This window comes from Mycobacterium sp. SM3041, from assembly GCF_039668335.1.
In the GTDB taxonomy this organism is placed as follows: Bacteria; Actinomycetota; Actinomycetes; order Mycobacteriales; family Mycobacteriaceae; genus Mycobacterium.
This window is the reverse complement of the sequence record NZ_JAYXBQ010000001.1, coordinates 311,663-337,496: the sequence shown is the minus strand read 5'-3', so window position 1 is coordinate 337,496 and position 25,834 is coordinate 311,663. Positions and strand designations below refer to the sequence as shown.

Annotated in this window: 26 protein-coding genes; 13 read left to right on the top strand and 13 right to left on the bottom strand. The window is 68.2% G+C overall.

Annotated elements, in window-relative coordinates; genetic code table 11:
- Positions 1–83: 83 nt before the first annotated feature.
- Positions 84–728 carry a dihydrofolate reductase family protein gene (locus VXD91_RS01515; protein WP_212812167.1) on the top strand — a complete coding sequence of 215 codons (645 nt, stop codon included), beginning with the start codon at positions 84–86 and terminating at the stop codon, positions 726–728.
- Positions 729–739: 11 nt separating this feature from the next.
- Here the strand turns inward: VXD91_RS01515 and VXD91_RS01510 are convergent, their stop codons facing one another.
- The gene (locus VXD91_RS01510; protein WP_212812168.1) at positions 740–1,489 is read right to left on the bottom strand and encodes an SDR family oxidoreductase; all 750 of its coding nucleotides are present in this window, start codon (positions 1,487–1,489) and stop codon (positions 740–742) included.
- Between the two features lie 88 nt (positions 1,490–1,577).
- Between VXD91_RS01510 and VXD91_RS01505 the strand changes: the two genes are divergently transcribed.
- The gene (locus tag VXD91_RS01505) at positions 1,578–2,459 is read left to right on the top strand and encodes a LysR family transcriptional regulator (RefSeq protein WP_318985246.1); all 882 of its coding nucleotides are present in this window, start codon (positions 1,578–1,580) and stop codon (positions 2,457–2,459) included.
- Here the strand turns inward: VXD91_RS01505 and VXD91_RS01500 are convergent, their stop codons facing one another.
- The 5 genes from VXD91_RS01500 to VXD91_RS01480 form a co-directional block, all read right to left on the bottom strand.
- On the bottom strand, positions 2,460–3,740 hold the full coding sequence (locus VXD91_RS01500) for an MFS transporter (RefSeq protein ID WP_212812170.1): 1,281 nt from the start codon (positions 3,738–3,740) through the stop codon (positions 2,460–2,462).
- 64 nt (positions 3,741–3,804) lie between these two features.
- On the bottom strand, positions 3,805–5,004 hold the full coding sequence (locus tag VXD91_RS01495) for an acyl-CoA dehydrogenase family protein (RefSeq protein ID WP_346414444.1): 1,200 nt from the start codon (positions 5,002–5,004) through the stop codon (positions 3,805–3,807).
- Between the two features lie 3 nt (positions 5,005–5,007).
- On the bottom strand, positions 5,008–6,141 hold the full coding sequence (locus VXD91_RS01490; protein WP_346414443.1) for an LLM class flavin-dependent oxidoreductase: 1,134 nt from the start codon (positions 6,139–6,141) through the stop codon (positions 5,008–5,010).
- 258 nt (positions 6,142–6,399) lie between these two features.
- Complete coding sequence (locus VXD91_RS01485; RefSeq protein WP_346414442.1) at positions 6,400–7,920, bottom strand: glycerol-3-phosphate dehydrogenase/oxidase; 1,521 nt, start codon at positions 7,918–7,920, stop codon at positions 6,400–6,402.
- Positions 7,917–8,501, bottom strand: coding sequence for a helix-turn-helix domain-containing protein (locus tag VXD91_RS01480; RefSeq protein ID WP_346414441.1), 585 nt, complete (start codon positions 8,499–8,501; stop codon positions 7,917–7,919). The genes VXD91_RS01485 and VXD91_RS01480 overlap by 4 nt, the downstream gene beginning before the upstream one ends.
- Before the next feature lie 17 nt (positions 8,502–8,518).
- Between VXD91_RS01480 and VXD91_RS01475 the strand changes: the two genes are divergently transcribed.
- Together VXD91_RS01475 and VXD91_RS01470 are read left to right on the top strand one after the other, a co-directional pair.
- Entirely contained in the window at positions 8,519–10,132 is a 1,614-nt protein-coding gene (locus VXD91_RS01475) for an FAD-binding oxidoreductase (RefSeq protein ID WP_346414440.1), read from the top strand.
- Positions 10,129–11,016, top strand: coding sequence for a diacylglycerol kinase (locus VXD91_RS01470; protein ID WP_318985252.1), 888 nt, complete (start codon positions 10,129–10,131; stop codon positions 11,014–11,016). Before VXD91_RS01475 ends, VXD91_RS01470 begins: the two co-directional genes overlap by 4 nt.
- Positions 11,017–11,027: 11 nt before the next feature.
- Here the strand turns inward: VXD91_RS01470 and VXD91_RS01465 are convergent, their stop codons facing one another.
- Entirely contained in the window at positions 11,028–11,666 is a 639-nt protein-coding gene (locus VXD91_RS01465; protein ID WP_318985253.1) for a TetR/AcrR family transcriptional regulator, read from the bottom strand.
- 136 nt (positions 11,667–11,802) lie between these two features.
- Between VXD91_RS01465 and VXD91_RS01460 the strand changes: the two genes are divergently transcribed.
- From VXD91_RS01460 to VXD91_RS01450, 3 genes are read left to right on the top strand one after another with little or no spacing between them, the layout of a single operon-like run.
- Positions 11,803–12,666: an SDR family oxidoreductase gene (locus VXD91_RS01460; RefSeq protein WP_346414439.1), complete on the top strand. Its 864-nt coding sequence runs from the start codon at positions 11,803–11,805 to the stop codon at positions 12,664–12,666.
- Entirely contained in the window at positions 12,663–13,577 is a 915-nt protein-coding gene (locus VXD91_RS01455) for a patatin-like phospholipase family protein (protein WP_346414438.1), read from the top strand. The genes VXD91_RS01460 and VXD91_RS01455 overlap by 4 nt, the downstream gene beginning before the upstream one ends.
- Positions 13,577–15,034 carry an NAD(P)/FAD-dependent oxidoreductase gene (locus VXD91_RS01450; RefSeq protein WP_346414437.1) on the top strand — a complete coding sequence of 486 codons (1,458 nt, stop codon included), beginning with the start codon at positions 13,577–13,579 and terminating at the stop codon, positions 15,032–15,034. The genes VXD91_RS01455 and VXD91_RS01450 overlap by 1 nt, the downstream gene beginning before the upstream one ends.
- A gap of 125 nt (positions 15,035–15,159) precedes the next feature.
- Here VXD91_RS01450 and VXD91_RS01445 read toward each other — a convergent pair whose 3' ends face one another.
- A complete protein-coding gene (locus VXD91_RS01445; RefSeq protein WP_318985257.1) occupies positions 15,160–15,675 on the bottom strand; it encodes a DUF3145 domain-containing protein in 516 nt (171 codons plus the stop codon).
- Positions 15,676–15,931: 256 nt separating this feature from the next.
- On the opposite strand from VXD91_RS01445, the gene VXD91_RS01440 reads away from it, so the two are divergent.
- Positions 15,932–17,350: an NCS2 family permease gene (locus VXD91_RS01440; RefSeq protein WP_346414436.1), complete on the top strand. Its 1,419-nt coding sequence runs from the start codon at positions 15,932–15,934 to the stop codon at positions 17,348–17,350.
- On the opposite strand, the gene VXD91_RS01435 is transcribed toward VXD91_RS01440, so the two are convergent.
- A complete protein-coding gene (locus VXD91_RS01435) occupies positions 17,347–18,165 on the bottom strand; it encodes a serine hydrolase domain-containing protein (protein ID WP_318985259.1) in 819 nt (272 codons plus the stop codon). The two genes, VXD91_RS01440 and VXD91_RS01435, sit on opposite strands and share 4 nt — an antisense overlap.
- Positions 18,166–18,278: 113 nt before the next feature.
- Between VXD91_RS01435 and VXD91_RS01430 the strand changes: the two genes are divergently transcribed.
- The 3 genes from VXD91_RS01430 to VXD91_RS01420 all read left to right on the top strand — a co-directional run bounded on the left by VXD91_RS01430 (position 18,279) and on the right by VXD91_RS01420 (position 21,132).
- Complete coding sequence (locus tag VXD91_RS01430; RefSeq protein ID WP_053853984.1) at positions 18,279–19,367, top strand: S-(hydroxymethyl)mycothiol dehydrogenase; 1,089 nt, start codon at positions 18,279–18,281, stop codon at positions 19,365–19,367.
- Positions 19,364–19,987: an MBL fold metallo-hydrolase gene (locus VXD91_RS01425; RefSeq protein ID WP_346414435.1), complete on the top strand. Its 624-nt coding sequence runs from the start codon at positions 19,364–19,366 to the stop codon at positions 19,985–19,987. The genes VXD91_RS01430 and VXD91_RS01425 overlap by 4 nt, the downstream gene beginning before the upstream one ends.
- Before the next feature lie 77 nt (positions 19,988–20,064).
- Positions 20,065–21,132: an SAM-dependent methyltransferase gene (locus VXD91_RS01420; RefSeq protein ID WP_346414434.1), complete on the top strand. Its 1,068-nt coding sequence runs from the start codon at positions 20,065–20,067 to the stop codon at positions 21,130–21,132.
- Here the strand turns inward: VXD91_RS01420 and VXD91_RS01415 are convergent.
- Positions 21,129–22,526, bottom strand: a complete 1,398-nt coding sequence (locus VXD91_RS01415; RefSeq protein ID WP_346414433.1) for a gluconate:H+ symporter — start codon at positions 22,524–22,526, stop codon at positions 21,129–21,131. The genes VXD91_RS01420 and VXD91_RS01415 overlap by 4 nt on opposite strands.
- Positions 22,526–23,026: a gluconokinase gene (locus VXD91_RS01410; protein WP_346414432.1), complete on the bottom strand. Its 501-nt coding sequence runs from the start codon at positions 23,024–23,026 to the stop codon at positions 22,526–22,528. The genes VXD91_RS01415 and VXD91_RS01410 overlap by 1 nt, the downstream gene beginning before the upstream one ends.
- Positions 23,027–23,143: 117 nt before the next feature.
- Here VXD91_RS01410 and VXD91_RS01405 point away from each other — a divergent pair, with 117 nt between their 5' ends.
- Entirely contained in the window at positions 23,144–23,866 is a 723-nt protein-coding gene (locus VXD91_RS01405; protein ID WP_346414431.1) for an FCD domain-containing protein, read from the top strand.
- Between the two features lie 12 nt (positions 23,867–23,878).
- On the opposite strand, the gene VXD91_RS01400 is transcribed toward VXD91_RS01405, so the two are convergent.
- Positions 23,879–24,409 (bottom strand): hypothetical protein, encoded by a 531-nt coding sequence (locus VXD91_RS01400; RefSeq protein ID WP_212812189.1) that lies wholly within the window; start codon positions 24,407–24,409, stop codon positions 23,879–23,881.
- 72 nt (positions 24,410–24,481) lie between these two features.
- Between VXD91_RS01400 and VXD91_RS01395 the strand changes: the two genes are divergently transcribed.
- A complete protein-coding gene (locus VXD91_RS01395; RefSeq protein WP_064860214.1) occupies positions 24,482–25,234 on the top strand; it encodes an SDR family oxidoreductase in 753 nt (250 codons plus the stop codon).
- 13 nt (positions 25,235–25,247) lie between these two features.
- Here VXD91_RS01395 and VXD91_RS01390 read toward each other — a convergent pair whose 3' ends face one another.
- Positions 25,248–25,583, bottom strand: a complete 336-nt coding sequence (locus VXD91_RS01390; protein ID WP_053853988.1) for a DUF732 domain-containing protein — start codon at positions 25,581–25,583, stop codon at positions 25,248–25,250.
- Between the last annotated feature and the right edge of the window lie 251 nt (positions 25,584–25,834).

Here is a 25,834-nt window from a genome sequence, read left to right as displayed (position 1 = left end):
ACAAAACCGCCCCTCTCCTTAGGACGAGGGGCAGTTTTGTTTGTCCGCGATGAATTTCGCCAACCCCGGAGGTCAACACGCACATGACGCAACTGGTGAAAGTGCAGAACTTCAACGTCTCGGCGGACGGCTTCGGTGCCGGTGTCGGGCAGAGTTTCGAGCGACCCTTCGGCCACGCCGACCCGGGCACCATGTTCGCCTGGGCCGGCGCCACCGCCAGCTGGCCCAACCGCACCGATCCGGGCGGCACCCGCGGCCTCGACGACCACCTCGTGCGCGACTTCCACCACAACATCGGCGCCGAGATCATGGGCGCGGGCAAGTTCAGCCCCTACCGCGGGCCGGCGCGGCTCGACTGGCAGGGCTGGTGGGGCGACGAACCGCCGTTCCACACCCCGGTTTTCGTGATGACGCACCACCTGCGGCCGTCGTTCACGCTGTCGGACACCACATTCCACTTCGTCGACGCAACCCCCGCCGAGGTGCTGGAACTGGCCCGAGAGGCCGCGCAGGGCAAGGACATTCGCATCGGCGGCGGGGCCACGACGGTCCGGGAGTTCCTCGACGCCGACCTGATCGACACCCTGCACATCGTGGTGTCCCCCACCGTGACGCTCGGCGAGGGCTCACGACTCTGGGAATCCCCCGACGAGCTGCTCGACCGGTACCACTGCGACGTGGTGCCCAGCTCCAGCGGCGTCATCCACCACTTGTTCTGGCGCCGCTGAGCTTTCGGCCACTACCGCGTGGTGTAGCCGCCGTTGGCGAAGATGGTCTGGCCGGTGATCCAGTGGCCCTCGTCGGTGAGGAACACGACCAGCGGGGCGATGTCCTCGATGAGGGTCAGCCGGCCGCCCATCGCCTGCGACTTGTGGAACGCCACGCGCTCCGGGGTCTCCTGGCCGTAGAAGAACGGCGTGTCCATGGGCCCCGGACCCACGTTGTTGACGTTGATCCCGCGCGCCGCGAACTCTTTCGCGGCGGCGCGGGTGAAGTGCTCGACGGGGCTCTTGGCGCCGGCGTAGGTGCTGTAGCCGTCGGTGAACGCCGCAAGCAGCGCCGTCACGATGGTGATCACCGATCCGCCGTCGTTGAGCCGGCGGCCCGCCTGCTGCAGGAAGAAGTACGCGGCCTTGGCGTTGATGTCGAACATCGAATCGTATTCGGCCTCAGTGGTTTCCACGATCGGCTTACGCAGCACCTTGCCGACGGTGTTGATCGCGATGTCGACGCCGCCGAACGCCTCGACCGCCGCGTCGAACAGCTTCTCCACGTTGCCGGGAACGGTCAGGTCGCCCTGAACCTTGATGGCCTTCGCGCCGGCGGACTCGATGGCGGCAACGGTCTGATCGGCGTCGGCCTCGGTGGCCGCGCTGTTGTAGTGCACCGCGACGTTGACGCCGCGGGCGCCGAGGGTGGTGCTGATCAGGCCGCCCAGGTTCTTGGCTCCAGCGGCGACGACTGCTGTTTTACCTTCGAGATTGCTCATGTGGCCCACGCTAGCCACGGCGGACCACAATTAGAAACGAAACTTTTCTACCTATCCACAAGCAATGGTTGTAGCTAGGGTGGTCGGCATGACCAGGCCGTACCCCGATCTGCGCCGGCTGCAGCATTTTCTCGCGGTCGCCGACGCGGGCGGCTTCACCCGTGCCGCCGACCAGCTGCACCTGAGCCAGCAGGCGCTCAGCAGCTCGATCCGCCAGCTCGAAAAAGAGCTGGGCGCAACGCTTTTCGACCGGGACGGCCGCCGGGTCACCTTGACGCCGGCAGGCCGGCAACTGCACAGCGATGCGCGCACCCTCCTGGCCGCCGCCCACACCGTCACCGACCACGTGCAGCGCGCGGCCAGCGCCGCGCGGGAGAACTACGTCGTCGGGCACACTCCGGCGCTCGAGAGCGTCGAGGTGTACGCACTGCTGGAGCCGGTGATCGATGCCTACCACGACGTGTCCTTCACGTTCCGCCAGATGTTTCCGGATCAGCTGTCCCCCGCGCTGCTCGACGGCTCGATCCAGCTCGCCCTGCGCCGTGGCGTGGTGCCGGACCGCGACCTCGCCACCGCGGTGCTGGGCTATCACGCGGTGCGCGTGGCGGTGCTGAGTTCGCACCCCCTGGCGGGGCGCGACGCCGTCGACCTCACCGACCTGACCGACGAACGCATCGCACTCTGGGCACCGCCCGGCGCGTCGTACTACAGCGACCTGCTGCTCGGCGCCTGCCGCCGCGCCGGATTCGAGCCGGACTATGTTGTCAGCCGCGTACAGGGCGCGGCCACCGTGGCCGCGCCGTTGACGACGGGCGCGGTGGCGTTCGTCACGCATCCGGTGGGGCCGGTGCTGGACGGCCGGGTGACGGTCGTCGACCTCCAGCCGCCGCTGCTGGTGCCGGTGCAGGCCATGTGGCAGCGACACACGCGCTCGCCGATCCGGGACCTGCTGCTCGCCCAGCAGGCGTAGTCAGGCGCGCGCCAGCAGCGCCTCGTCGGCGAGGTCGTCCAGCTCCTTGCCCTTGGTCTCGGGCCCGAACAGGTAACCGATCACGGTCAGCAGCCAGATGGCGGACAGCGCCAGATAGGGCGTCTGCACGCCGTAATGCCCGATGGCCCAGCCGACGACGGTCGGCGCGGCGATCGACACGATGCGGCCGCCACCCACCGCGACACCGAATCCCGTGCCGCGCAGCACGGTTGGGAACAACTCGGAGATGTACGCGTCCCCGACACCCCACAGCCAGCCCAGGGTGGCGATGGAGATGGCGCCGTAAACCTGGTATTCGGCCAGCGAATCCGACGTCGCCGCCAGGATCGCCGAACCGGCCTCGATGACGGCGCCGAGAATCGCCGAGGGCCGGCGGCCGAACCGGTCGGCCAGCGCGGTGCCGATGAAGACGAAGACGACCTGCAGCAGGAAGAACACCAGGGCGTAGCGAATCGCATCGGTGGTGGAGGCATGGAAGCGCTTGACGATGTAGGTGGTCAGGAACAGCGTCGAGCCCCAGTAGCCGACCGCATTGGCCGTGTAGATCAGCCAGCCCACGACCAGCCGCCGCCGTACGCCGGGTAGCTGCCACAGCTTCGCTCGCGGGATGCCGTCGCGCTTCCGTGTCTCGTTGACCTCGGTGTAGCGCGGTGATTCCGTAATGCCCTGGCGGACAAGGAACAAGATGATGGCCGGGACGATCGCCACGATGAACGACGCCTGCCAGCCGAACCGCGGCACCAGCACCAGCGCGACGGCGGCCGCGAGGACGTAACCGAGCGAGAACAACGAGAAGATCACCCCGCCCACCCCGATCGCCCGGGTCTTGGTCGGCCACACCTCGGCGGTATAGGGCGCACCCACCGCCAGCTCGCCGGCGCCGCCCACACCGGTGAGGAAGCGCAGGCCGGTGAACGCGGCCAGATTGGTGGTGATGCCCGCCAGTGCCGTGGTGATGCCGTACAGCAGGATCGACGCACCGAGCGTGGTCTTGCGGCCCCACCGGTCGGCGGCGATACCGAAACCGATGGTGCCGATGGTGTAGCCGACCAGGAAGATCGACCCGATGTACCCGGCCTGGGCCTCGGTGATCTGCAGGGTCTTCTTGATCTCGGGCAGGACCAGGCCGTAGATGTTCACGGCGTAGGAGTCGAAGCCGTACCCCAGCCCCGCCGTCACCGCCACGAACAACGCCGGTTTGAACGGCTGCGACTTCCGCGGGGGCGAATCGACCTGTGTCTCTTCCAGATTCGCGGACATCTGTCGACGGTATCGGGCACCGGGCGGCGTCCGAAGATTCAGAATCGCCCGGATCGCAAGTGGTTCAGATCTGCCCGTGATTGGGCGGCGCGACACCGGAGAGCTCCCACGCGCCGATGTGGTGGTACTTCCAGTCGACGGGGTCGTGCACGCTGTGGGTCCGCGCATTGCGCCAGTGCCGGTCGAGGTCATGGCGGCGGTCGGTGCCGCTCGCGCCGGTCAACGCGAACAGCTGACTGGCGACGTCGACGGCCACGTCACTGGCGAAGGCCTTGGCCTGCGCGACCGCTATCGAGCCGTGCGCAGCGGCGTCGGGATCGGCGACGTCGAGCCCGATGTCGTCGAGTTCGCCTGCGGCCCAACGCAACAGCTGGGTCGAGGCCCGCGTCCGGGTGGCGAGCTGACCGAACCGCAGCAGGATGTGCGGATCGTCGCTCGCGGCCTTGGCGCCGCCGTAGCGCACCGCCTCGAAGAACGGGCGGCTGCGGGTGCGGACGAACTCGGCGGCATCGGCCAGGGCACCCTCGGCGATGCCGGCTTCGATGGCGGTGTGCACCAGCTGCGCGCGGGCACCGAGCAGTTGCGGCTTCTCGAATGCCGACCAGTAGGGCACCACCAGGTCGCCGTCGACGGCGACGCCGTCGAGCGCGGTGGTGCCACTCACGGTCGAGCGCTGCCCCATGGCGGCCCAGTCCTCGTCGATCGACACCCCGGGGGCGTCACGTTCGACGAAGGCCAGCACGAGACGGTCGGCGGGATCGAGCGCGCTGACCGCCAGCCACCGCGACGTGATGGCACCGGTGCAGTAGTACTTGGTGCCGTCGAGTCGCCACCGCGCACCGTCCTTGACCAGGCGCGTCTTGAGGTCCTGGGCATGGTGACCGCCGCGCTCGGCGAGCACTGGGGCGATGCGCGCACCGTCGACGACAGCCGGCAGGATTCGGGCCCGCTGCAGTGGTGTGCCGAGCAGGCGCAGGATGTCCACGGCCAGGTAGTGACCTTGCGGAGTCTGTGCCAACGCCGGATCCGCGGCCGCGACGATCCTGATGACCTCGGCCAGCGTCCGCGGGCCGAGGCCGTCTCCGCCGTCGTCGATCGGCACCGTGACGGCCGGCAGGCCCAGCTTGTCGAACTCGGCCACTTCCGCGCGGGGTACCGCACCGGCCCGATCACGTTCTGCCGCACCGGGCTTCACCGATGCCGCGAACTCTTCCGCGACGGCGACGACGTCGGCGTGGCTCCGGGGAGCCCGGGTGCGGGCCATGTCTCAGGCGTGCCGATCAGTGAGCAGGCCGCGCTCCGCCAGGATCGGGATGACGCCCTCGCCGAAGCTGAAGGCCTCTTCCAGATGCGGATACCCGGACAGGATGAACTCATCGAGGCCCAGCTCGTGGTACTCGGCGATGCGGTCGGCGACCTGCTCATGACTGCCGACCAGTGCCGTGCCGGCGCCGCCACGGACCAGACCGATACCGGCCCACAGGTTGGGCGAGACCTCCAGGTTGTCGGTCCGACCGCCGTGGAGGGCCGACATCCGGCGCTGCCCCTCGGACTGCGAGCTGCGCTGCACCTGCTGGGCGCGCTTGATGCTCTCGGGATCGAGGCCCGCGAGCAGTTTGTCGGCCTGCGCCCACGCCTCTTCTTCGGTGGGCCGGCTGATGACGTGCAGCCGAATCCCGAACCGCAGTTCCCCGGCCGCGCGCCGCGCTCGGCCCAGGTTCTTGACCTGGTGGCGCACGGCGTCGAGCTTCTCGGCGACCTGAGCGGGTGGCTCACCCCACGTCAGGTACACGTCGGCGTGTTCGGCGGCCACTTCCAGCGCTTCGGCCGACGAGCCGCCGAGGTAGATGTCCGGCCAGGTCTCGGCCGGGATGATCGTCGCGTTCTCCACGGACAGGTGCTTGCCGGTGAAGGTGACCGGCTCGCCGGACCACAGCTGCCGGAAGATCGTGAGGAACTCGGCGGCCCGCTCGTAGCGCTCGGACTTGCCGAGGTAGTCGCCGAAACGGCGCTGCTCGATGTCATCACCACCCGTGACGACGTTGAGCAGCAATCGGTTTCGCGAGATGCGCTGGTAGGTGGCGGCGGCCTGGGCGACCAGGGTCGGGGCCTGTAGCCCCGGCCGGAAGGCCACGAGGTACTTGAAGTGTTCGGTCCGCTGCGTCAGCGCTGCCGTGAACACCCAGGCGTCCTCACACCAGCTACTCGTCGGGGTCAGCGCCCCGGTGAACCCGAGCTTCTCCGCGGCGCCGGCCACCAGGCTCAGGTAGTCGAGGTCGGGAGCCCGATCCGCGCCGAAGGCGTCGGCCCGGCTGCCTGCGCCACCGACCGCGTTGCCGAGGCTCAGGTCGGTGCGCGAGTCACCGTTGGTCGGCAGGAACCAGTGCAGGGTGATTGCCATCGGTCTACCGCGAGAACTCGACGCGACTGTCGCTGCGAGTGGTCGTGGTCAGAACAGGCATTTCTCAACTCCCGGGAACGTGATGCCACCACAAGAGAAGAGCAGTGGCGAATGCAGACTTCTCTCCGGAATCTAGAGCCAAGCGCCGTCACCGGGAACTGCCGTTGACTCGGCTCCCGGTGCCGCGACAGGCGTGACCACCGGACGTGGCTGCGATTCCGTCAGAATCATGCTGATTCCAACGCCCCGACCCGGCAGCTAGATGAACTCCTGCGCCACGGCAGCGACGCGGTCGCGGTCGGCGTCGACGAGCCCGATCCGGGTCCGGCGGTCGATGATGTCGTCGGCGCTCAGCGCGCCTTCGTGCGTGACGGCGTATTCGAACTCGGCGCGGGTGACGTCGATGCCATCGGCCACCGGCTCGGCGGGACGGTCACACGTGGCGGCGGCGAACACGTTCGGCGCCTCGGCGCCGTAGCGCGCCACGAGCGACTCCGGCAGCGCCGCAACACGATCCACCGGCACCGGGTTCTCCGGAGCGCCGACCAGCGGCAGATTCCGGGTGCGGCACTCCCCTGCGCCGAGCCCACGCAGCGACACCGCCCGATTCAGCACATCCTCGGCCATGTACCGGTATTCGGTGAGCTTGCCACCGATGACGCTGAGCACACCGCTGCCGGACTCGACGACGGCGTGATCGCGCGACACGTCGGCGGTGTTGCCCTCACCGGTATCGATCAATGGCCGCAGCCCCGCGTAGGCACCCAGGACGTCGTCCGGCCCCAGGCTCGTCGCCAGCGCGGTGTTGACGGTGTCGAGCAGGAACGTGATCTCGGCCGGAGTCGGTTGCGGCACATCGGGAATGGGGCCGGGCGCGTCCTCGTCGGTGAGGCCGAGGTAGACGCGGCCGAGCTGTTCGGGCATGGCGAAGATGAACCGGTTGAGCTCGCCCGGGATCGGAACCGTCAGCGCCGCAGTCGGATTGCCGAACGCCGCGGCGTCGAACACCAGGTGGGTGCCGCGGCTGGGCCGCAGCTTGATCGCGCCGTCGAGCTCACCGGCCCACACGCCGGCGGCGTTGATCACCGCGCGCGCCGTCAGATCGAAAGTTTCCCCGGTGAGTTGGTCGGTCAGCCGCACCGAGGTGCCGGTGGCGTCGGACGCCGCCACCCGGGTCAGGATGCGGGCGCCATGCTGGGCGGCGGTGCGCGCCACCGCGGTGACCAGACGGGCGTCGTCGATGAGTTGGCCATCGTAGGCGAGCAACGCGCCGTCGAGTCCGTCGCGGCGCACCGCGGGCACCAACTCCGCCGCGCGGGCCGCGTCGACCCGTCCCGACCGCGGCAGGATCGACGCCGATGTACCGGCCAGCCGGCGCAGGCCGTCGCCGGCGATGAATCCGGCACGCACCAAAGCCCTTGAGGCCCGGTTCATCTCGGGCAGCAGCGGCACGAGTTGCGGCATGGCGTGCACGAGGTGCGGGGCGTTGCGGCTCATCAGGATGCCGCGCTCGATGGCGCTGCGCCGGGCGATGCCCACGTTGCCGGTCGCCAGGTAGCGCAGGCCGCCGTGCACGAGTTTGGAACTCCACCGGCTGGTGCCGAACGCCAGGTCGTGCTTCTCGACGAGCACCGTCGACAGTCCCCGGGTTGCGGCGTCCAGCGCGATGCCCGCGCCGGTGATGCCGCCGCCGATGACAACGACGTCGACGGTCTCGCCGTCGGCCAGCGCCGTCAGCTCGGCGCTGCGGCGGGCGGCATTGAGGGCACTGCTGGTCATGGCTTCAGGTATCCGTTCAGGGAGTGAGCAAGTTCGATGTCCAGCGCGGCAACGTCGAGGACAGGCGCGACCATCTGCGCCGACTGGATGGCGGACTGGACGATCAGCAGACACATGGCGGCGAGTTGCCTGGGGTCTCCGGGGCGGACGCTGCCGTCGGCCTGCGCCGTGACGAGCGCGCCGGCCAGCACTTCCAGCAGGATCTGCTGGCTGGTACCCATGCGCTGCGAGATGTAGACCATCGCCAGCGCGGGTGCGCTGCTCAGGACGGACATGATGACTTCGTCGGCGCGCAGCCGCTCGGCCATGCCGACCATGCGTTTGACGATCGCCTCGCGGTCAGCGCCATCGACGGCAACCTTGTTGAGCGCGTTGGTGATTCTTGCCGTCAGCAGTGCCGCGAGGATCGCCTGCGTGTCCGGCCAGCGGCGGTACACCGTGGGCCGGCTGACACCGGCGCGACGTGCGATCTCGGCCAGCGTCACGCGATCCACCCCGAAGGCGATCACGCAGTCAGCCGCAGCGTCGATGATTCGGGCATCCAGGGAATCCCGAGCTTCATCGTTACTGATTGACATCATGTGTAATACTGTAACGCATGACCGCGACACGTGACCACCTCGAACCGCCGATGAAGTGGAACGCCTGGGGTGACCCCGCTGCAGCCAAGCCCCTGTCCGACGGCATCCGCGGCCTACTGACGGCGGCCCTGGGCATCGACGCGACGCCGGCCGACGAGCTCGAAGCCGACCAGGTCACGTTGCGCCCGTCCGCCCTGGCGGACAGCGACCGCGTTGCACTCGCGGCGATCGTCGGCGACGAGTTCTGCCGCACCGACGATCACGACCGCCTGCTGCGGGCCGGCGGCAAGTCGACGCTGGACCTGTTGCGCCGCAAGGACACCGGCGAGCAGGATGCACCGGACGCGATCCTGCTGCCCGGCTCCGAGGACGAGATCGCCCGGGTGCTTCAGCACTGCACCGAACACCGCATCGCGGTCGTCCCGTTCGGCGGTGGCACCAGTGTCGTCGGCGGACTCGACCCGATCCGGAACGGCTTCAGCGCCGTCGTATCGCTGGACCTGCGCCGCCTGGACCGCCTGGTCGCACTCGACAAGGAATCCGGCGAGGCCGAGCTCGAGGCCGGCGTCACCGGCCCGCAGGCCGAGGAACTCCTTGGCGCCGAGGGCTTCTCGCTCGGCCACTTCCCGCAGAGCTTCGAATTCGCGACCATCGGCGGGTTCGCCGCGACGCGGTCGTCGGGGCAGAACTCGGCCGGCTACAACCGGTTCGACGACATGGTGCGCGGACTCACCGTCGTCACCCCGGCCGGCGTCCTGGACCTGGGCCGCGCCCCCGCGTCGGCGGCCGGGCCCGACCTGCGACAGCTCATCGTCGGCTCGGAGGGCACCTTCGGCGTCATCACCCGGGTGCGGGTGCGCGTGCACCCCGTGCCCGAGACCACCCGCTATGAGGCGTGGTCCTTCCCCGACTTCGCCACCGGCGCAGCGGCTTTGCGCGCCGTCGTGCAGACCGGGACCGGCCCGACGGTCATCCGCCTGTCCGATGAGGTGGAGACCGGCATCAACCTGGCCACCACCGACAGCATCGGCGAGCAGACCATCACCGGTGGCTGCCTGGCCATCACGCTGTTCGAAGGCACGGCCGCGCACACCGAGAGCCGTCACGACGAGACGCGTGCGCTGCTGGCCGCTCAGGGTGGCACGTCGCTCGGCGAGGCCCCGGCCCGCGCCTGGCAGCACGGCCGGTTCGGCGCCCCGTACCTACGCGACTCACTGCTCACGGCCGGCGCCCTGTGCGAGACCTTGGAGACCGCGACGACGTGGTCCAACGTGCCGGCGCTGAAGGCGGCCGTCACCGAGGCCCTCACCAGCTCGCTACAGGAAAGCGGCACACCGGCTTTGGTGATGTGCCACATCTCGCACGTCTACCCCACCGGCGCCTCGCTGTACTTCACGGTCGTGGCCGGCCAGCGCGGCAACCCCATCGAGCAGTGGCGCGCGGCGAAAACCGCGGCGTCCGAGGCCATGGTGCGCTGCGGCGCCACCATCACCCACCACCACGCCGTCGGCGCCGACCACAAGCCGTGGATGACGGCCGAGGTCGGCGACCTGGGCGTCGAGGTACTGCGCGCCGTCAAGAACGTGCTCGACCCCGGCGGAATCCTCAACCCGGGCAAGCTGATCCCGTGAGAGTCACCCTGCTGACCAACCCCGCCTCGGGCCAGGGACGCGGCTCGGCGGCGGCGCAGCGCGCCGTCGTGCGGCTGCAACGCCGCGGAGTCGACGTGGTCGAGCTGATCGGGTCCGACGCCGCCCATGCCCGCCAACTGCTCGACGAGGCACTCGACCACGGCACCGACGCGGTCGTGGTGGCCGGCGGTGACGGCATCATCTCCCTTGCGCTGCAGGCACTTGCGCAGGGCGACGTGCCGCTCGGCATCATCCCCGCCGGCACCGGCAATGACCATGCCCGCGAGTTCGGGATTCCGCGGGACGACCCGGAAGCCGCCGCCGACATCATCGCGACGGGCCGCACCCGCACCATCGACCTCGGCCGGATCGAAGGCGCCGACGGCACCGTCCGCTGGTTCGGCACAGTGATGTCGGCGGGCTTCGACTCGCTGGTCACCGATCGCGCCAACCGGATGACGTGGCCGCGGGGCCGGATGCGCTACAACGCGGCCATGCTCGTCGAGCTGTCGCAGTTGCGGCTGCACACGGCACGGGTCAGTTTCGACGGCGGTCCCGAGCAGGAAATCCCCGTCACGCTGGCGACTTTCGGCAATGGCAAGAGCTATGGCGGCGGCATGCTGATCTGCCCGGGCGCCGACCTGGGCGACGGCCTGCTCGATGTCACGATGGCGGCCTCGGCGTCGCGCACCAAACTGATCCGGCTGTTCCCCACCGTGTTCAAGGGCACGCATGTCCACCTCGACGAGGTGACCACGCGGCGGGCCCGAACCGTCACCATCGACGTGCCGGGCATCAACGCCTATGCCGACGGCGAATACGTGTGCCCGCTGCCGGTGACGGTGTCCGCGGTGCCGAACGCGCTGCGGGTCCTGGTTCCGTAGTCCGGCGGTCGTCAGTCCTGCGTAGCGGCAAGCAGCGCAAGCAGATTCATCAACCGGGTGAGAGATCCGGTGACAGGACGGGCCGGCAGCGATGGATCGATTGCACGCTGAATTCCGAGCCCGATGCCGGCGCTGAGGAAAAAGTTGCCGATGTCGTCGAAACTATCGATCACCCCGGCGGCTACGAGTTGCTCCTCGGTCAATCCCAAGTCGGCCGCGAGCGACCGCAGTACCTCGACGACCTTCTCAGCCATGTCATTGCGCAGCGTCGCGATTATCTCGCTCAACTCAACATCGTTTCGCGACAGCACCACGAATTCGAGTTCCAGCATCGTCCAGCCCACGTCGCCGGCGGTCCGTTCCAGCCAGCCGTTCACCGCTTCGACGCGACTCGGGATATCGGCATCGGTCATCGCCAACTCGGACATCTCGGCGAACTTCTCGCGGTGGATGGCCTCGAGCACCTCCCGGCACAGCATGGGCTTGCTGCCGAAGTTCGAATACACCGCGCCCTTGCTGTAACCGGCGTCGTCGGCGATGTCCTCCAGGCTCGTCGAGGCGTAGCCGTGCTTGAGGAACCGGGCCTTGGCCGCGTCGAGCAGCTCGGCACGCGTCTGCTCCTGACGCTGAGCCCTGGTCAATCGCGGCATAGGTCGATATTAGTGGGTTGCAATACCGGGAGTACTAGATTTACTCGAAGAATTCGGATACCGTGGGTATTCGAACGAGTCAGAAAGGCTCCTACCAGCAGATACGAGGCTATCAATGCAGCTAGCACGACGTTCCATGTCACTCGACGGCGCGACCGTCATCGTCACCGGGGGCGCCAGGGGCATCGGCGCCAAGACCGCCGAACTGTTCTCGCAGCATGGCGCCAACGTGTGGATCGGCGACGTCGACGCAGACGTCGCCGAGCAGACGGCCCGCGAGATCCCCCGCTGTCGCAGCGCGCGCCTCGACGTCACCCAGCGCGAATCCTGGGTCAAATTCGTCGGACAGGTACTCAAAGAGTCCGGTCGCATCGACGTCCTCATCAACAACGCCGGTGTGATGCCGCTGGGCGCCTTCGAGACCGAGGCCGAGGCCACGACCGACCTGATCCTCGACGTCAACGTCCGGGGCGTCCTGAACGGCATGCGAGCCGTGATCCCGCTGATGATCACGCGCGGCAGCGGCCACGTCGTGAACGTGGCATCGATGGCCGGCATGATTCCCGTCCCGGGCATGGTCACCTACAACGCCAGCAAGTTCGCCGCGGTCGGCGCGTCACTGGCGGCGCGCACCGAATACGCCGGAACCGGCGTCACCGTATGTGCCGTGCTGCCCTCGGCGGTACGCACCGAACTCACATCCGGCGTCCAACTCGGCGGCGGCATGCCGACGGTCGACCCCGAAGATGTCGCGCAGGCCATCCTGAAGACATTGCGCACCAAGGCCGCCCGCACCTCGGTACCTGGGTGGGTGGCATCCGGCTGGGCCCTGATCGACGCACTGGTCCCCGAGTTCATCCAGCGCGCGGGCCGCTCGCTCATCGACGACCGCCGCGCCCTGACCGCCCTGGACCCGGTCGGCCGCTCGGCCTACTTGGACCGGATCGAACGGCAGTCGAAAGACCATGACGCCGAGTCGCACTCGGAAGCAGGACGATGAAGCGGGCGCTCGTCATCGGCTGCGGCGGGACCATCGGCGGCGCGTGGATCGTCGCGGCCCTGCACGCACTGCAGGAGCAGACGGGCTGGGACCCGCGAGAAGCCTCGGTACTGCAGGGCACCTCGGCGGGCGCCGAGATCGTCACGATGCTCGGCGGCGGCGCGTCCGTCGACGACCTGGTGGCGATGCACCGCGGCACGAGCACCGACGAGCGCCTGCGCCGGCACGTCGACGCGACGCCACCGAGCCTGCCGCCCCTGCCGTCGCCGCGACTGCTGAACCCGGCTCTGGTGCGCAGCCAGAAAGGCCTGGCCGCGGCGACCGGTATCGCGCCGACCGGGCGCGCCGACGCAACGTGGCTGCAGCGCTTGGCATCTGGATTCGCGAACCAGTCCGGGTGGCTGGATCACCCGGGCGTGCGCATGGTGGCATTCGACTACCAGCGCGGCGAGCGGGTGGCCTTCGGGGCGCCCGGCGCGCCGAAAGCCACGGCAGGCGAAGCACTCCGGGCGTCATGGGGCGTCCCCGGCTGGATGCCCCCGGTCCGCATCGGCGACCGCACGTTCGTCGACGGCGGCGCCGCATCCACCGCGTCGGTCGACCTCATCAGCCCTGACGATGCCGACCTCATCTACGTCATCACGCCGATGGCCTCCGAAAGCGGCGTTCGCGCACCAGGGTTGGGCGGCATCCTCGAACACCGATTGCTCCGCCGCCCGATGTCCACCGTGCTGGACGCCGAGGTCGCCACGGCGCGGGCCCGCGGCATCGAGGTCGTCGTGCTCCAACCGGACGCCGCCGATCTGGCCGGCCTGGGTGCCAACTTCATGCTGCGCAGCAAGCGGCGCGCGGCGTTCGAATCCGCCATGACCACCGCACCGAACACGGTGCGTCGAGCTTGGGAGTCCTGATGAACACACGTGATCCGCGCATCGTCATCATCGGCGCCGGCGTCGCCGGGATCGCCTCCGCGTACACCTTCCAGCAGGCCGGTTTCACCAACTTCACCATCCTGGAGAAGGGTTCGGACGTCGGCGGGGTGTGGCACTGGAACCGCTACCCCGGGCTGACGTGTGATGTGCCGTCGCACATCTACCAGTTCGCCTTCGCCCCCAAGCCCGACTGGAGCCATATCTGGGCCGGTGGCCAGGAGATTCAGGAGTATCACCGCGACGTCGTCGAGCGCTTCGGGCTCGACAAGCACCTGCGCCTCAACACCGAGGTCACGGCGCTGCACTACAACCAGGACGAACACACCTGGACCGTCACGACCGAGGACGAGACGTTGACAGCCGATTTCGTCATCTGTGCCACGGGCGTGCTGCACCACCCCTTCACACCCGACATCCCCGGCATGGACTCCTTCGAGGGCACCGTCGTGCATACCGCCCGGTGGAACCCCGAACTCGAGACCGCGGGCAAGCGCATCGCCGTGATCGGCACCGGATCGACCGGCGTGCAGGTGGTGTCGGCGCTGCAGCCCGAGGCCAGCAGGCTGCTGCACTTCGCCCGGTCGCCGCAGTGGATGCTGTGGGCACCGATGAAGCTGCCGCAGCTGGGTGCCGTCACGGCGCTGCTGCGCGCCATGCCGCAGCTGTATCAGGCTGTCGCCGAACGCATTCCACTATGGGGTTCGAGCGTTCTCGTCGACATCGTGACCAAGCCGACGTGGCGTCGCAAGCTGGTGCAGCAGTACGCGCGACTGAGCCTGCGGGCCCAGGTCCGCGACCCGAAGTTGCGTGCCGAACTGACGCCCGACTACCAGCCGCTGTGCAAACGGCAGGTGTTGTCGGGGACGTACTACCAGGCGATCAAGGCTCCCAATGCCCAACTGATCACCGATCGCATCGCCGAGTTCACGCCCACCGGCATCCGCACCACGGAGGGCGAGCACCACCGGATCGATATCGCCGTGCTGGCCACCGGTTTTCAGGCGCACAACTACATGCGTCCGATGCAGGTGGTGGGGCGCGACGGCGTCACCCTGGACGACGCCTGGGTCAAAGGCCCGCGCGCCTACCGGATGACCGCGATCCCCGGCTTCCCGAATCTGTTCACCGTGCTGGGCCCGAACTCTCCGACCGGGTCCATCTCACTGCAGTACACCGCGGAACTCACCGCGCGGTACATCGTGAAGTGGCTCAAGCGTTTCGAGCGTGGCGAGATCAACGAGGTCGAGGTGACCGAGGCGGCCACCGACGAATTCAACGCCGCGGCAGTCGAGGCCATGGAGCCGACGGTGTGGAACACCGGCTGCAATTCCTGGTACTTCAGCGAAGGCGGCACCATCGACCTGTGGCCGTTCGACGTCGCCACGATCACCAGCATGCTGAGCGAGCCGGAATTGGAGCACTACCGGGTCAGCTAGCCGCGAATGGTTCCGGCGCGTAGAACTCAATCGACCGCGAAGGTGCACGTGGATCGCGAATCTCGCCGGTTCGGTGAGCTGTGTGCACGCTCGCGTCGATGCGACAGCCGCGTGGACCGGTCGAACTAGCCGACGCCCCGGTTCAGCCAGCTGACCTCGCCGACCTCGGCGCCGCCGCCGCGATACGGCTCGAGAGCCTCGTCCCAGGCGGTGCCGAGCACGGTGTCGAGTTCAGCGGCGAGCATGTCGGCGCCGCCCTCCATCAGCGCGCGTAGGCGCTGCTCGCCGACCATGGTGTCGCCGTTGGCGCTCATCGATCCGCTCCACAGGCCCAGCGTCGGGGTGTGGCACCAGCGGTGGCCGTCGACGCCGGTGCTCGGATCCTCGGTCACCTCGAAGCGCAGCACCGACCACGAGCGCAATGCGCTGGCGAGTTGAGCTCCGGTGCCGACGGGTCCCATCCAATTGGTGATGGCGCGCAGCTGACCGGGCATGGCGGGTTGGGGCGTCCACTTGAGGTTCGCCCGCGCCGACAGAGTCGACGAAAGTGCCCACTCCACATGCGGGCATACCGCCGCGGGAGAGGCATGGATATACACCACGCCCGTCGTCGCGTCGGCGAGTTGGTTCGACGCACGCATCATCTGCTCCTTCAGCTACACGAGGGACGTCTTCCCCAACGACCTGGTGTTGCTGAAATGTTGCAGTTGTTTAGTGCGTGTCTATTGTGCCGCCTGAGACCCCTGTTGCGCTAGTCTGTCGCGCAATCTCTCAGGACGGCCACAGAATCGCACCGCGATCAGGGGCGTTGCCGACTCGGTGTCGACGATCCCGGCAATTGCCGAACAGACGCCAACACCCGCGCAGCGCACCAGCGCGCCATCTATCTTCTAAGCCGTGACTGCCCTGGACCGGTTCTTCGAGATCTCCGCACGCGGCTCGACCGTCGCTGCTGAACTGCGCGGCGGCGCGGTGACCTTCATCGCGATGGCGTACATCATCGTGCTGAACCCCATCATCCTGTCGAACACGGCAGACATCGCCGGGCACAAGCTCCCGTTCGGCCAGGTCTCGGCGGTGACATCACTGGCGGCCGGCGCCATGACGATCCTGTTCGGCGTCGTCGCCCGCCTCCCCTTCGCGTTCGCCGCCGGCCTCGGCATCAACTCGTTCCTGGCCAGCTCCGTGGTGGGCGTCCTGACCTGGCCGGAAGCCATGGGGCTGGTGGTCATCGAAGGCCTCATCATCGTCGCGATGGCCGTCACCGGCTTGCGGCGCATGATCTTCGATGCCGTGCCCATGCCGCTGAAACTGGCCATCACCGCAGGCATCGGGCTGTTCATCATGTTCATCGGCCTGGTCAACGCCGGCTTCGTCGCGTCGACCGGGCATCCGTCGCCGCCGCTGGGCCTGGGCGCCGGCGGCACCGGCTCGGTCCGCGCCATCCCGACGCTGGTCTTCGTGTTCACCCTGCTGACCTCAGGTGTGCTGGTGGCCCGCAAGGTGCGCGGCGGCATCCTCATCGGCCTCATCTCGGGAACCGTGCTGGCCGCCATCATCGAGGCGATCTGGCACCTCGGCTCGGCGACGGAAAAGCCCGGCGGCTGGAGCCTGTCCGTCCCGACGCTGTCCGGTTCGCCGTTCGCGGTGCCCAACCTGTCCCTGATCGGTCACGTGGACTTCGGCAGCCTCGGCCGGATCGGCGCCATCGCCGCGCTCATGCTGGTGTTCACGCTGCTGTTCACCAACTTCTTCGACGCCATGGGCACCATGACGGGCCTGTCCCGGCAGGCCGGTCTGTCCGACGAACACGGCAACTTCCCGCGCCTGCAGTCCGCGCTGGTGATCGAGGGCACCGGCGCCGTGGTCGGCGGCGCGGTGTCGGCATCGTCCAACACGGTGTTCGTCGAATCGGGCACCGGCATCGGCGAAGGCGCCCGCACCGGTCTGGCCAGCCTCGTGACCGGTGGATTGTTCCTGGCCGCAATGTTCTTGACACCGCTGACGGAGATCGTGCCCACCGAGGTCGCGGCCGCCGCGCTGGTCATCGTCGGCACCCTGATGGTCTCGGTGCTCCGCGAGATCGACTTCTCCGACTTCTCGGTGGCCCTGCCGGTCGTGCTGACCGTGGCCGTCATGCCGCTGTCCTACTCGATCGCCAACGGCATCGGCGTCGGCTTCATCGCCTGGGCGGTGCTGCGCGCGGCGTCGGGCCGCATCAAGGAGATCAGCCCGCTGCTGTGGGTCGTCGCCGCCGGGTTCCTGCTGTTCTTCGCACGCGGCTGGATCGACAGCATGATCGGGGTCGTCCGCTAGGCGAACTCGCGCAGAACCGCGGCGGACACTTCCGGCCAGACGGCGTGCGTCCAGTCGCCGAAATCGCGGTCCGTCAGCACGACGAGCGCCAGGTCCGCTTCGGGATCCACCCAGAGGAACGTCCCCGACTGACCAAAGTGGCCGAACGTCCGGCCCGAGTTGCCCGCCGCCGTCCAGTGCGGATGCTTGCCGTCCCGAATCTCGAAACCCAGACCCCAGTCGTTCGGGCGCTGCGATCCGAATCCCGGCAGCACCCCGTCGAGACCCGGGAACTGCACCGAGATCGCGTCGGCATGCATGGGCGTCGACACCAGGGCGGGACGCAGCAGGTCACCGGCGAATGCCGCCAGGTCGGCCACCGTGGACCAGGCGCCGTAGCCGGCGGTTTCGGCCGCGCCCGGCAGGTCGGAATCGCTCATCCCCAGCGGCTCGAAAACCGCTTCCCGCAGGTACTGCGCGAATTCGATGCCGGACTCGTGCTGCAGCACCTGGGCCAGTACCGCGAACCCGACATTCGAGTAGATGCGGCGCGTGCCGGGCACGGCGATGGCGTCCGGCGTCTGCATCGCGAGACCGGAGGTGTGTGCCAGCAGGTGGCGCACCGTCGACCCGGGCGGGCCGGCCGGGGTGTCCAACTCGACGACGCCCTCTTCGATCGCGATCTGCGCGGCGCGGGCCACCAGAGGCTTGGTCACCGACGCGAGCCGGAACGCGCGGTCGACGGGTCCGTGCGTGGCGAGCACACCGGCGGGCGACACGACCGCCGCCGCGGCGTTCGGTACCGGCCAGGAATCCAGCAGCTCGAGAGCGGTCACGTCATCGACCCTGTCACACATCGCAGCGCCGATGGGCGGGGGCCGAGCCGCCGTTTACCAGACATTTGTATGGACACCATTCCAACACTTCCCGGAGGCATTAGGTTATAGCCATGAGTCAGACAGTGCGTGGTGTGATTTCCCGGGCCAAGAAGCAGCCCATCGAGCTCGTCGACATCGTCATCCCCGATCCCGGACCCGGTGAGGTCGTCGTGGACATCATCGCCTGCGGGGTGTGCCATACCGACCTCACCTACCGCGAGGGCGGCATCAACGACGAATATCCCTTCCTGCTCGGCCACGAAGCCGCCGGCACCGTCGAGTCGGTCGGCGAGGGCGTCACCCACGTCGCCCCCGGCGACTTCGTCATCCTCAACTGGCGCGCCGTGTGCGGCGAGTGCCGCGCCTGCAAGCGCGGCCGCCCGCACCTGTGCTTCGACACCTTCAACGCCACCCAGAAGATGACGCTGACCGACGGCACCGAGCTGACCCCCGCCCTGGGCATCGGGGCCTTCGCCGACAAGACCCTCGTGCACGAACGCCAGTGCACCAAGGTCGATTCCGAGGCCGACCCGGCCGTCGCCGGACTGCTGGGCTGCGGCGTGATGGCCGGCATCGGCGCCGCCATCAACACCGGCGGCGTCACGCGTGACGACACCGTCGCGGTCATCGGCTGCGGCGGCGTGGGCGACGCCGCCATCGCCGGCGCCGCCCTGGTCGGCGCCAAGCGCATCATCGCCGTCGACACCGACAACAAGAAGCTGCACTGGGCCCGCGAGTTCGGCGCCACCCACACCATCAACGCCCGCGACCTCGACGCCGTCGAGACCATCCAGGACCTGACCGACGGTTTCGGCGCCGACGTCGTGATCGACGCCGTCGGCCGGCCCGAGACCTGGAAGCAGGCGTTCTACGCCCGCGACCTCGCCGGAACCGTTGTCCTCGTGGGTGTTCCGACGCCCGACATGACCCTCGAGATGCCGCTGATCGACTTCTTCTCCCACGGCGGGTCACTGAAGTCGTCGTGGTACGGCGACTGCCTGCCCGAACGCGACTTCCCCACCCTCATCAGCCTGTACCTGCAGGGCCGGCTCCCGCTGGAGAAGTTCGTCACCGAGCGCATCGGGCTCGACCAGATCGAGGACGCCTTCCACAAGATGCACAGCGGCGAGGTGCTGCGCTCGGTGGTGGTCCTCAAGTGAGTGCCATCCAGCGCGTCGTCACCAGCGGCACCTTCAGCCTGGACGGCGGCACCTGGGACGTCGACAACAACATCTGGATCGTCGGCGACGACACGGACGTCATCGTGTTCGACGCCGCCCACACCGCGGCGCCCATCATCGCGGCGGTGAACGGCCGCAACGTCGTCGCCGTCGTCTGCACCCACGGCCACAACGACCACATCACCGTCGCCCCGGAACTGTCCGCGGCCCTCGACGCCCCGGTGCTGCTGCACCCGGCCGACGAGATGCTGTGGCGGGATGTCCACCCGGACAAGCCCTTTCACACCGTGAACGACGACCAGATGCTCACCGTGGGCGGCCTGGAGATCAAGGCCATCCACACCCCCGGGCATTCCCCCGGCTCGGTGTGCTGGCACATCCCCGACCTCGATGCGGTGATCTCGGGCGACACCCTGTTCCACGGCGGGCCCGGTGCGACCGGCCGCTCGTACTCGGACTTTCCGACCATCCTGGCGTCGATATCGGAGAAGCTCGGCAAGCTGCCCGGCGACACCGTCGTCTACACCGGCCACGGTGACACCACGACCATCGGCGGCGAGCTGGTCCACTACGACGAATGGGTGGCCCGCGGCAGCTGAGCTGCCGATCGAGCACCGGCCACTGATTCCACGCTGGTTCAGAGCGCGCCACACAGCTCGCGGCGCTACCGTGAGACATGCCCGAGTCCAGCGTGGTGGTGCAGCCCGACCCGATCGGGAGCGCGCGCCTGCAGACCGTCGGACTCCGCACGGCCACAAAGCTTTTCGAACAGGCCGCCGCCGAGGTGCCGCTCCCGGCGGCGCCGCGGCCGGTGGTGATCGCCGAGTACGGCTCGGGCAATGCGCACAACGGCCTGCTGCCCATCGGCGCGGGCATCGCCGCGCTCCGCAAGCGCATCCGGCCCGAGCACCCCATCGCGGTGACGCACACCGACATCCCCGACAACGATTTCAGCGCCCTGTTCCGCACCTTGCGCGACGACGCGTTCAGTTACCTGCGGACCGATCGGGCGACGTTCGCCTCGGCGGTGGGACGGTCGTATCTGAGCCAGATTCTGCCGTCGGAAGGTGTGCACCTGGGCTGGTCGGCGTGGGCCATCCAGTGGCTCAGCCGCATGCCGGCCGACATCCCCGATCACATTCAGCCGTCCTTCAGCGCCGATGCGCAGGTGCGCGCCGCGTACGCCCGGCAGGCGGCGCACGACTGGCATGAGTTCATCGCGTTCCGCGGCCGCGAGTTGAGTCCGGGCGGCCGTCTCGTGGTCATGACCATGGGCCAGCACGACGACGGGCGGCCCGGCCTCGAACCGCTTTTCGACGGACTGATGCACGCGCTGTCCGACCTGCAGGACCGACGGCTCGTCACCGCCGAGGAGGTGCGACGCATGCGGCTGCCGATCGTGGGCCGCAGTGAAGCCGACTTCCGCTCACCGTTCGCCCCTTCGGGTCGCTTCGAGCGCCTGCGGATCACCCACCTCGTGGTCGCCGACGAACCCGACCGCTTCTGGCAGCGATACCAGACCGACGGTGACGCAACGGCTTTCGCCAAGAGCTGGGTCGGTTTCACCAGGGCGGCGGTGTTCGACACCCTTCTGGAAGCGTTGGAGCCGGCCGACCCGGCGCGCCGATGTCAGCTCGCCGATGCCCTGGACGCCGCACTGGTCGAGCTGCTGTCCGCCGGGCCCCGCCCGATGCCGATTCCGGTGGCGCACATCGTCGTCGAGAAACAGCAGCGCGAAAGCTAGACGAACACATCCAGGATCAGGACCATGGCCAGACCGGACACCGAGAGCACGGTCTCCATGATCGACCAGGTCTTGATGGTCTGGCCGACGCTGAGCTTGAAGTACTCCTTGACCAACCAGAAGCCGGCGTCGTTCACGTGCGAGAAGAACAGCGAGCCGGCGCCCACGGCGAGCACCACCAGAGACAGTTCGCCGGTGCCCATCCCGTGCACCAGACCCAGCACCAGCGACGACGCCGTGATGGTGGCGACGGTGGCCGACCCGGTGGCCAGCCGGATCAGGACCGCGAGCACCCAGGCCAGCACGAGCACCGAGATGTGCACGCCTTCGGCCCAGCGCGCCAGCATGGTGCCGATGCCGGTGTCGACCAGCACCTGCTTGAAGCCACCGCCGGCGGCGACGATCAGGAAGATGCCCGCGACCGGGGGCAGGCTCGACTCGATGCACTTGGTGATCGCGGTGCGGTCCATGCCGGCGCCGCGACCGAGGGTGACGGTGCCGACCACGACGGCGATGAGCAGCGCGACCAGCGGAGTGCCCACGGCGTCGAAGATCCGGCGGAACCACTGCGTCTTGTCGTCGATGAAGATGTCGACGAGGGCCTTGCCCAGCATGAGCGCCACGGGCAGCAGCACCGAGAACAGCGTGACGCTGAAGCGGGGCCGTTTGCCATGTGCCCGAAGGGCTTCCGGATCGGTGGTGAAGGTGTCCGGTGCCGCGACGACGACCCATTTGCCGGCGAGGCGGCCGAACAGCGGGCCCGCGACGACGATCGTCGGGACCGCGACGAGCACGCCGAGACCGAGCGTGACCCCGAGGTCGGCATTGAGCAGTCCGACGGCGGTCAGCGGCCCGGGGTGCGGTGGCACGAAGCCGTGCATGGCCGACAGGCCGGCCAGCGCCGGGATGCCGATGGTGATGAGCGACTGCTGCGAGCGCCGGGCCACCAGATAGATCACGGGCATCAGCAGCACGAGCCCGATCTCGAAGAACATCGGCAACCCGATGATCGCGCCGACCAGCGCCATCGCCCAGGGCAGGGCGCGGGGCGAGGCGGCACCGACGATGGTGTCGACGATCTCGTCGGCGCCACCGGAGTCGGCGAGCAGCTTGGCGAACATCGCGCCGAGCGCGATCAGGATGCCCACGCCGGCCGCCGTCGCGCCGAACCCGTCGGAGAAGGATTTGAGGACCGCGGTGAGGTTCTCTCCGGCCGTCAGCCCCACCGTCAGCCCACCGAAGATCAGCGACAGGAACGGGTGCAGCTTGACCAGCGTGATGAGCACGACGATGACGCTGATGCCGGCCACGAAGGCCAGGATCAGCTGAGTGGCCGAGGAGACCGGTTCGATGAGTTTGGGTGCGTCGGCGAGGACGGTGACGGCGGTGCGCATCAGATGCCCTCCCCGGTACGTGAAATGTATTCGTCGACAATCGAATCGATGCTCTGCCCGACGTCGATCACGATGCCCGCCTCATCGGCTCGCAGGGGTTCCAGGGTCTCGAACTGTGAGGCGAGCAGCGACGCCGGCATGAAGTGGCCGGGCCGGCTGGCCTGCCGGGCACCGATGACCTCGGGGGTGCCGAACAGGTGCAGAAACCGCGTCTCCGGGCAATGGCTGCGCAGCTGCACGCGGTACTTGTATTTCAGCGCTGAACAGCTCATCACGCCGCCGGTGCCGCAGTGCTCCCCGAGCCATCGGCCGATGGTCTCGAGCCAGGGCCGGCGATCGTCGTCGTTCAGCGGGTGACCGGCCTTCATCTTGGCGATGTTGGCGGCGGGATGGAAGTCGTCCGCATCGGCGAACGGCACGCGGAGCCGCTGCGCGAGCGCCGCGCCGACGGTGGACTTACCGGATCCTGAAACGCCCATGACGACGATGGGTGATGGCATGTTCTGCACCCGCCCTTGTTGTGGTTTGACTCACACAGCGTGACTCAAAAGTCATACTTTTTCAAGAGGTCACAGAAAAACATCGGTTCTAAGTTAGATCTCCGTAGTTATGACAGGATGTTATGCGTGTCCACCCCGTCAAACGTCGGCGCTCTCCACGACAACGTGCTGAGCGCGCTGGGGGCCGCGGTGGTCTCCGGTAGGTACGCCCCCGGCGAGGTGATCACGCTCGAAGGAGTGAGCGCGGAACACGGGGTCTCTCGCAGCGTCGTCCGGGAAGCGATCCGGGTCCTCGAATCGATGGGCATGGTCGCCTCCCGCCGCCGGGTCGGCATCACGATTCAGCCGGCGGCCAACTGGAATGTGTTCGATCCCAGGCTGATTCGCTGGCGACTCGAGTCCGGCGACCGGGCCGCCCAACTGGTGTCGTTGTCGGAGTTGCGGCGCGGATTCGAACCCGTCGCGGCCGCGCTGGCTGCCGAGCGTGCCGACCCGCACCAGTGCCGGATCATGGCCGCCGCCGTGTCGGACATGGCGGTACACGGGCGCGACGGCAACCTCGAGGCATACCTGCTGGCGGACAAGATCTTCCACCAGACGTTGCTGGAGGCCAGCGGCAACGAGATGTTCCGCGCGCTCAACGCGGTGGTGTCGGAGGTCCTGGCGGGGCGCACCCACCACGGCATGATGCCCGACTCCCCCAACCCGGCGGCCATCGCGCTGCACGACGAGGTGGCCCGCGCCGTGCGGATGCGCGATCAGGCCGGCGCCGAACGCGCGATGCGCGCCATCATCGACGAGGCCGCCGCCGCGGTCGCCGAGGAGCAGGGCTCGGCCTGACCGGCCCGGCCGTCAGCGGCAGCGCTTGAGGCCGTCGTTGGGGTCACAGAACAGCGGGAACTGCTGCACCGGAATCGGCAGCGGCTTCTGGAATTCCAGCCGGAACGACTTCTTCGTCATGGCCGCCTGCACGCCGCACTGTTCGTTGTTGGTGGTGGTCCGGGTACCGGTCCAGTTGGTGTCCTCCCACTCGTAGGTCTCTACGAGCTTCGACTTGGTGCCGTCCGGGCACGTGAAACCCTGGAGGTCGGTCTGGGTGAACATCCAATGTCCCTCACCGCCGGTCTGGCGGGCATCGCCGCCCAGCGTGCCGCCGTACTGGTCGGAGCCGACGTGCACGAGGCAGCCCACCGGCAGTTCCAGGTTGTTGCGCAGATCGCCGACGGTCGGGGCGCAGACGGGCCAGATGGTCCACACGCTCATCGGCGTGCCCTCTTGGATGTAGGTGTAGATGCCTTCGGGCAGCCGGATGTTGTCGGCCTGCGCCGGCGCCGCCGTGCCGAAGAGTGCGCCCGCTGCGACGAAGCCAAAACTCGAAACCATAGCGAGAACACGTTTCATTTTCACCGCCCGAGTATCGCAAATGACTTGCCCACGGCGTGAGAAAGTCACCGTATGAGTTCACTCAGCGGGAAGGTCGCGTTGATCACCGGGGCCTCGGCCGGCCTGGGCGCGGCCACGGTCAAGGTTTTCGCCGAACGCGGCGCATCGGTCTTCGGTATCGCGCGGGACGCCGAGCGGATGGCGACGGTGTTCGCCGACGCCTACGGCGACGAGCCCGGCGGCGCGTTCGCCGCGGTGGACATCAGCACGGCCGACGCCTGCCGGCAGGCGGTCGAGGACTGCATCGCGAAATTCGGGCGGCTGGACGTGCTGGTGAACGTCGCGGGATTCCACGTCATGCGGCACACCCTGTCGATGACCGATGACGACTGGGACCGCGACCTCGCGGTGAACCTGAACGGCCCGTTCTACCTGACCCGGGCGGCACTGCCGCAGTTGCTGGAGAACGGCGGCAACATCGTCAACGTCTCGTCGATCGCCGGCGTCGAGGGCGAGATCTACTCGGCGGGCTACTGCGCCGCCAAGCACGGGCTGATCGGTCTGACGCGGGCACTGGCCGTCGAGTACACGAAAGAAAAGCTCCGGGTCAACGCGGTGTGCCCGGGCGGCATGCTCACAGCACAGGTCACCGAGTTCGCGGCGCCCGAGAACGCCGACTGGGATCTGATCATGCGGATCGCCGCGCCGCGTGGCTTCATGGAGCCGCGTGACGTCGCGAACGTCATCGCGTTCCTGGCAAGCGACGACGCCGCCGCGATCCACGGCTCGGTGTACCGCGTCGACAACGGGAAGGGCCCGGCCTGACCGAGCCCGGCGACTAGTGCGCGAGCGCGACCAGCAGGTCGTGCTTCTCGGGGCAGTACGTGTCGAAAGCCGCGTTGAGGAACTGGTACACCTGCTGCTCCGAGCTGCTGTTGCGGGGCAGGTTCTTCTTCAGGAACGCCGCCGAGTCGGTGGCGCTGTGGTCGACGTTGTTGTCGAGCCGCTGGCAGGTGATCTTGCCGATCCAGGCGTTGTAGTCCTTGGGGCCGTAGATCCCGTAGGTGTGCAGCTGGTTGGCGAAATCGGTGTCGGGGTCGGCCTGCGCGGGAGCCGCCATGGTGACGGCAGCCGCCACGGCACCCGCAACTGCGACCAGAGTGCGTGCCTTCATGTGACGGAGTCTATTCGTGCTGGTTGCCATGTGCCCCTGCTCCCTGAACAGTCGTCGCCGCCTGTTCAATCCCATTGAACTGCTGCGTATTTGGTTCGATCTGCTGCGCGTTACCGGCTACGGTGATACGAGCCACCCGCAGCGTAGGTTTCCCATGATTAACTTAACTGGTCTAATCTAACACTTAAATGACCTAATCTGTCGGGGTCAGGCTACGGGAAGCGGGGAACAGCGAGTGCAGTCGACCATGG

What these genes read in the sequence shown, in the direction of transcription:
- VXD91_RS01485 (WP_346414442.1), bottom strand. Translation starts at nt 7,920, where the DNA reads ATGACCAGCAGTGCCCTCAATGCCGCCCGCCGCAGCGCCGAGCTGACG.
- VXD91_RS01505 (WP_318985246.1), top strand. Translation starts at nt 1,578, where the DNA reads ATGACCAGGCCGTACCCCGATCTGCGCCGGCTGCAGCATTTTCTCGCG.
- VXD91_RS01475 (WP_346414440.1), top strand. Translation starts at nt 8,519, where the DNA reads ATGACCGCGACACGTGACCACCTCGAACCGCCGATGAAGTGGAACGCC.
- VXD91_RS01420 (WP_346414434.1), top strand. Translation starts at nt 20,065, where the DNA reads ATGCCCGAGTCCAGCGTGGTGGTGCAGCCCGACCCGATCGGGAGCGCG.
- VXD91_RS01455 (WP_346414438.1), top strand. Translation starts at nt 12,663, where the DNA reads ATGAAGCGGGCGCTCGTCATCGGCTGCGGCGGGACCATCGGCGGCGCG.
- VXD91_RS01400 (WP_212812189.1), bottom strand. Translation starts at nt 24,409, where the DNA reads ATGGTTTCGAGTTTTGGCTTCGTCGCAGCGGGCGCACTCTTCGGCACG.
- VXD91_RS01405 (WP_346414431.1), top strand. Translation starts at nt 23,144, where the DNA reads ATGTTATGCGTGTCCACCCCGTCAAACGTCGGCGCTCTCCACGACAAC.
- VXD91_RS01495 (WP_346414444.1), bottom strand. Translation starts at nt 5,004, where the DNA reads ATGGCCCGCACCCGGGCTCCCCGGAGCCACGCCGACGTCGTCGCCGTC.
- VXD91_RS01445 (WP_318985257.1), bottom strand. Translation starts at nt 15,675, where the DNA reads ATGCGTGCGTCGAACCAACTCGCCGACGCGACGACGGGCGTGGTGTAT.
- VXD91_RS01410 (WP_346414432.1), bottom strand. Translation starts at nt 23,026, where the DNA reads ATGCCATCACCCATCGTCGTCATGGGCGTTTCAGGATCCGGTAAGTCC.
- VXD91_RS01465 (WP_318985253.1), bottom strand. Translation starts at nt 11,666, where the DNA reads ATGCCGCGATTGACCAGGGCTCAGCGTCAGGAGCAGACGCGTGCCGAG.
- VXD91_RS01450 (WP_346414437.1), top strand. Translation starts at nt 13,577, where the DNA reads ATGAACACACGTGATCCGCGCATCGTCATCATCGGCGCCGGCGTCGCC.
- VXD91_RS01515 (WP_212812167.1), top strand. Translation starts at nt 84, where the DNA reads ATGACGCAACTGGTGAAAGTGCAGAACTTCAACGTCTCGGCGGACGGC.
- VXD91_RS01390 (WP_053853988.1), bottom strand. Translation starts at nt 25,583, where the DNA reads ATGAAGGCACGCACTCTGGTCGCAGTTGCGGGTGCCGTGGCGGCTGCC.
- VXD91_RS01480 (WP_346414441.1), bottom strand. Translation starts at nt 8,501, where the DNA reads ATGATGTCAATCAGTAACGATGAAGCTCGGGATTCCCTGGATGCCCGA.
- VXD91_RS01500 (WP_212812170.1), bottom strand. Translation starts at nt 3,740, where the DNA reads ATGTCCGCGAATCTGGAAGAGACACAGGTCGATTCGCCCCCGCGGAAG.
- VXD91_RS01490 (WP_346414443.1), bottom strand. Translation starts at nt 6,141, where the DNA reads ATGGCAATCACCCTGCACTGGTTCCTGCCGACCAACGGTGACTCGCGC.
- VXD91_RS01415 (WP_346414433.1), bottom strand. Translation starts at nt 22,526, where the DNA reads ATGCGCACCGCCGTCACCGTCCTCGCCGACGCACCCAAACTCATCGAA.
- VXD91_RS01510 (WP_212812168.1), bottom strand. Translation starts at nt 1,489, where the DNA reads ATGAGCAATCTCGAAGGTAAAACAGCAGTCGTCGCCGCTGGAGCCAAG.
- VXD91_RS01460 (WP_346414439.1), top strand. Translation starts at nt 11,803, where the DNA reads ATGTCACTCGACGGCGCGACCGTCATCGTCACCGGGGGCGCCAGGGGC.
- VXD91_RS01430 (WP_053853984.1), top strand. Translation starts at nt 18,279, where the DNA reads ATGAGTCAGACAGTGCGTGGTGTGATTTCCCGGGCCAAGAAGCAGCCC.
- VXD91_RS01395 (WP_064860214.1), top strand. Translation starts at nt 24,482, where the DNA reads ATGAGTTCACTCAGCGGGAAGGTCGCGTTGATCACCGGGGCCTCGGCC.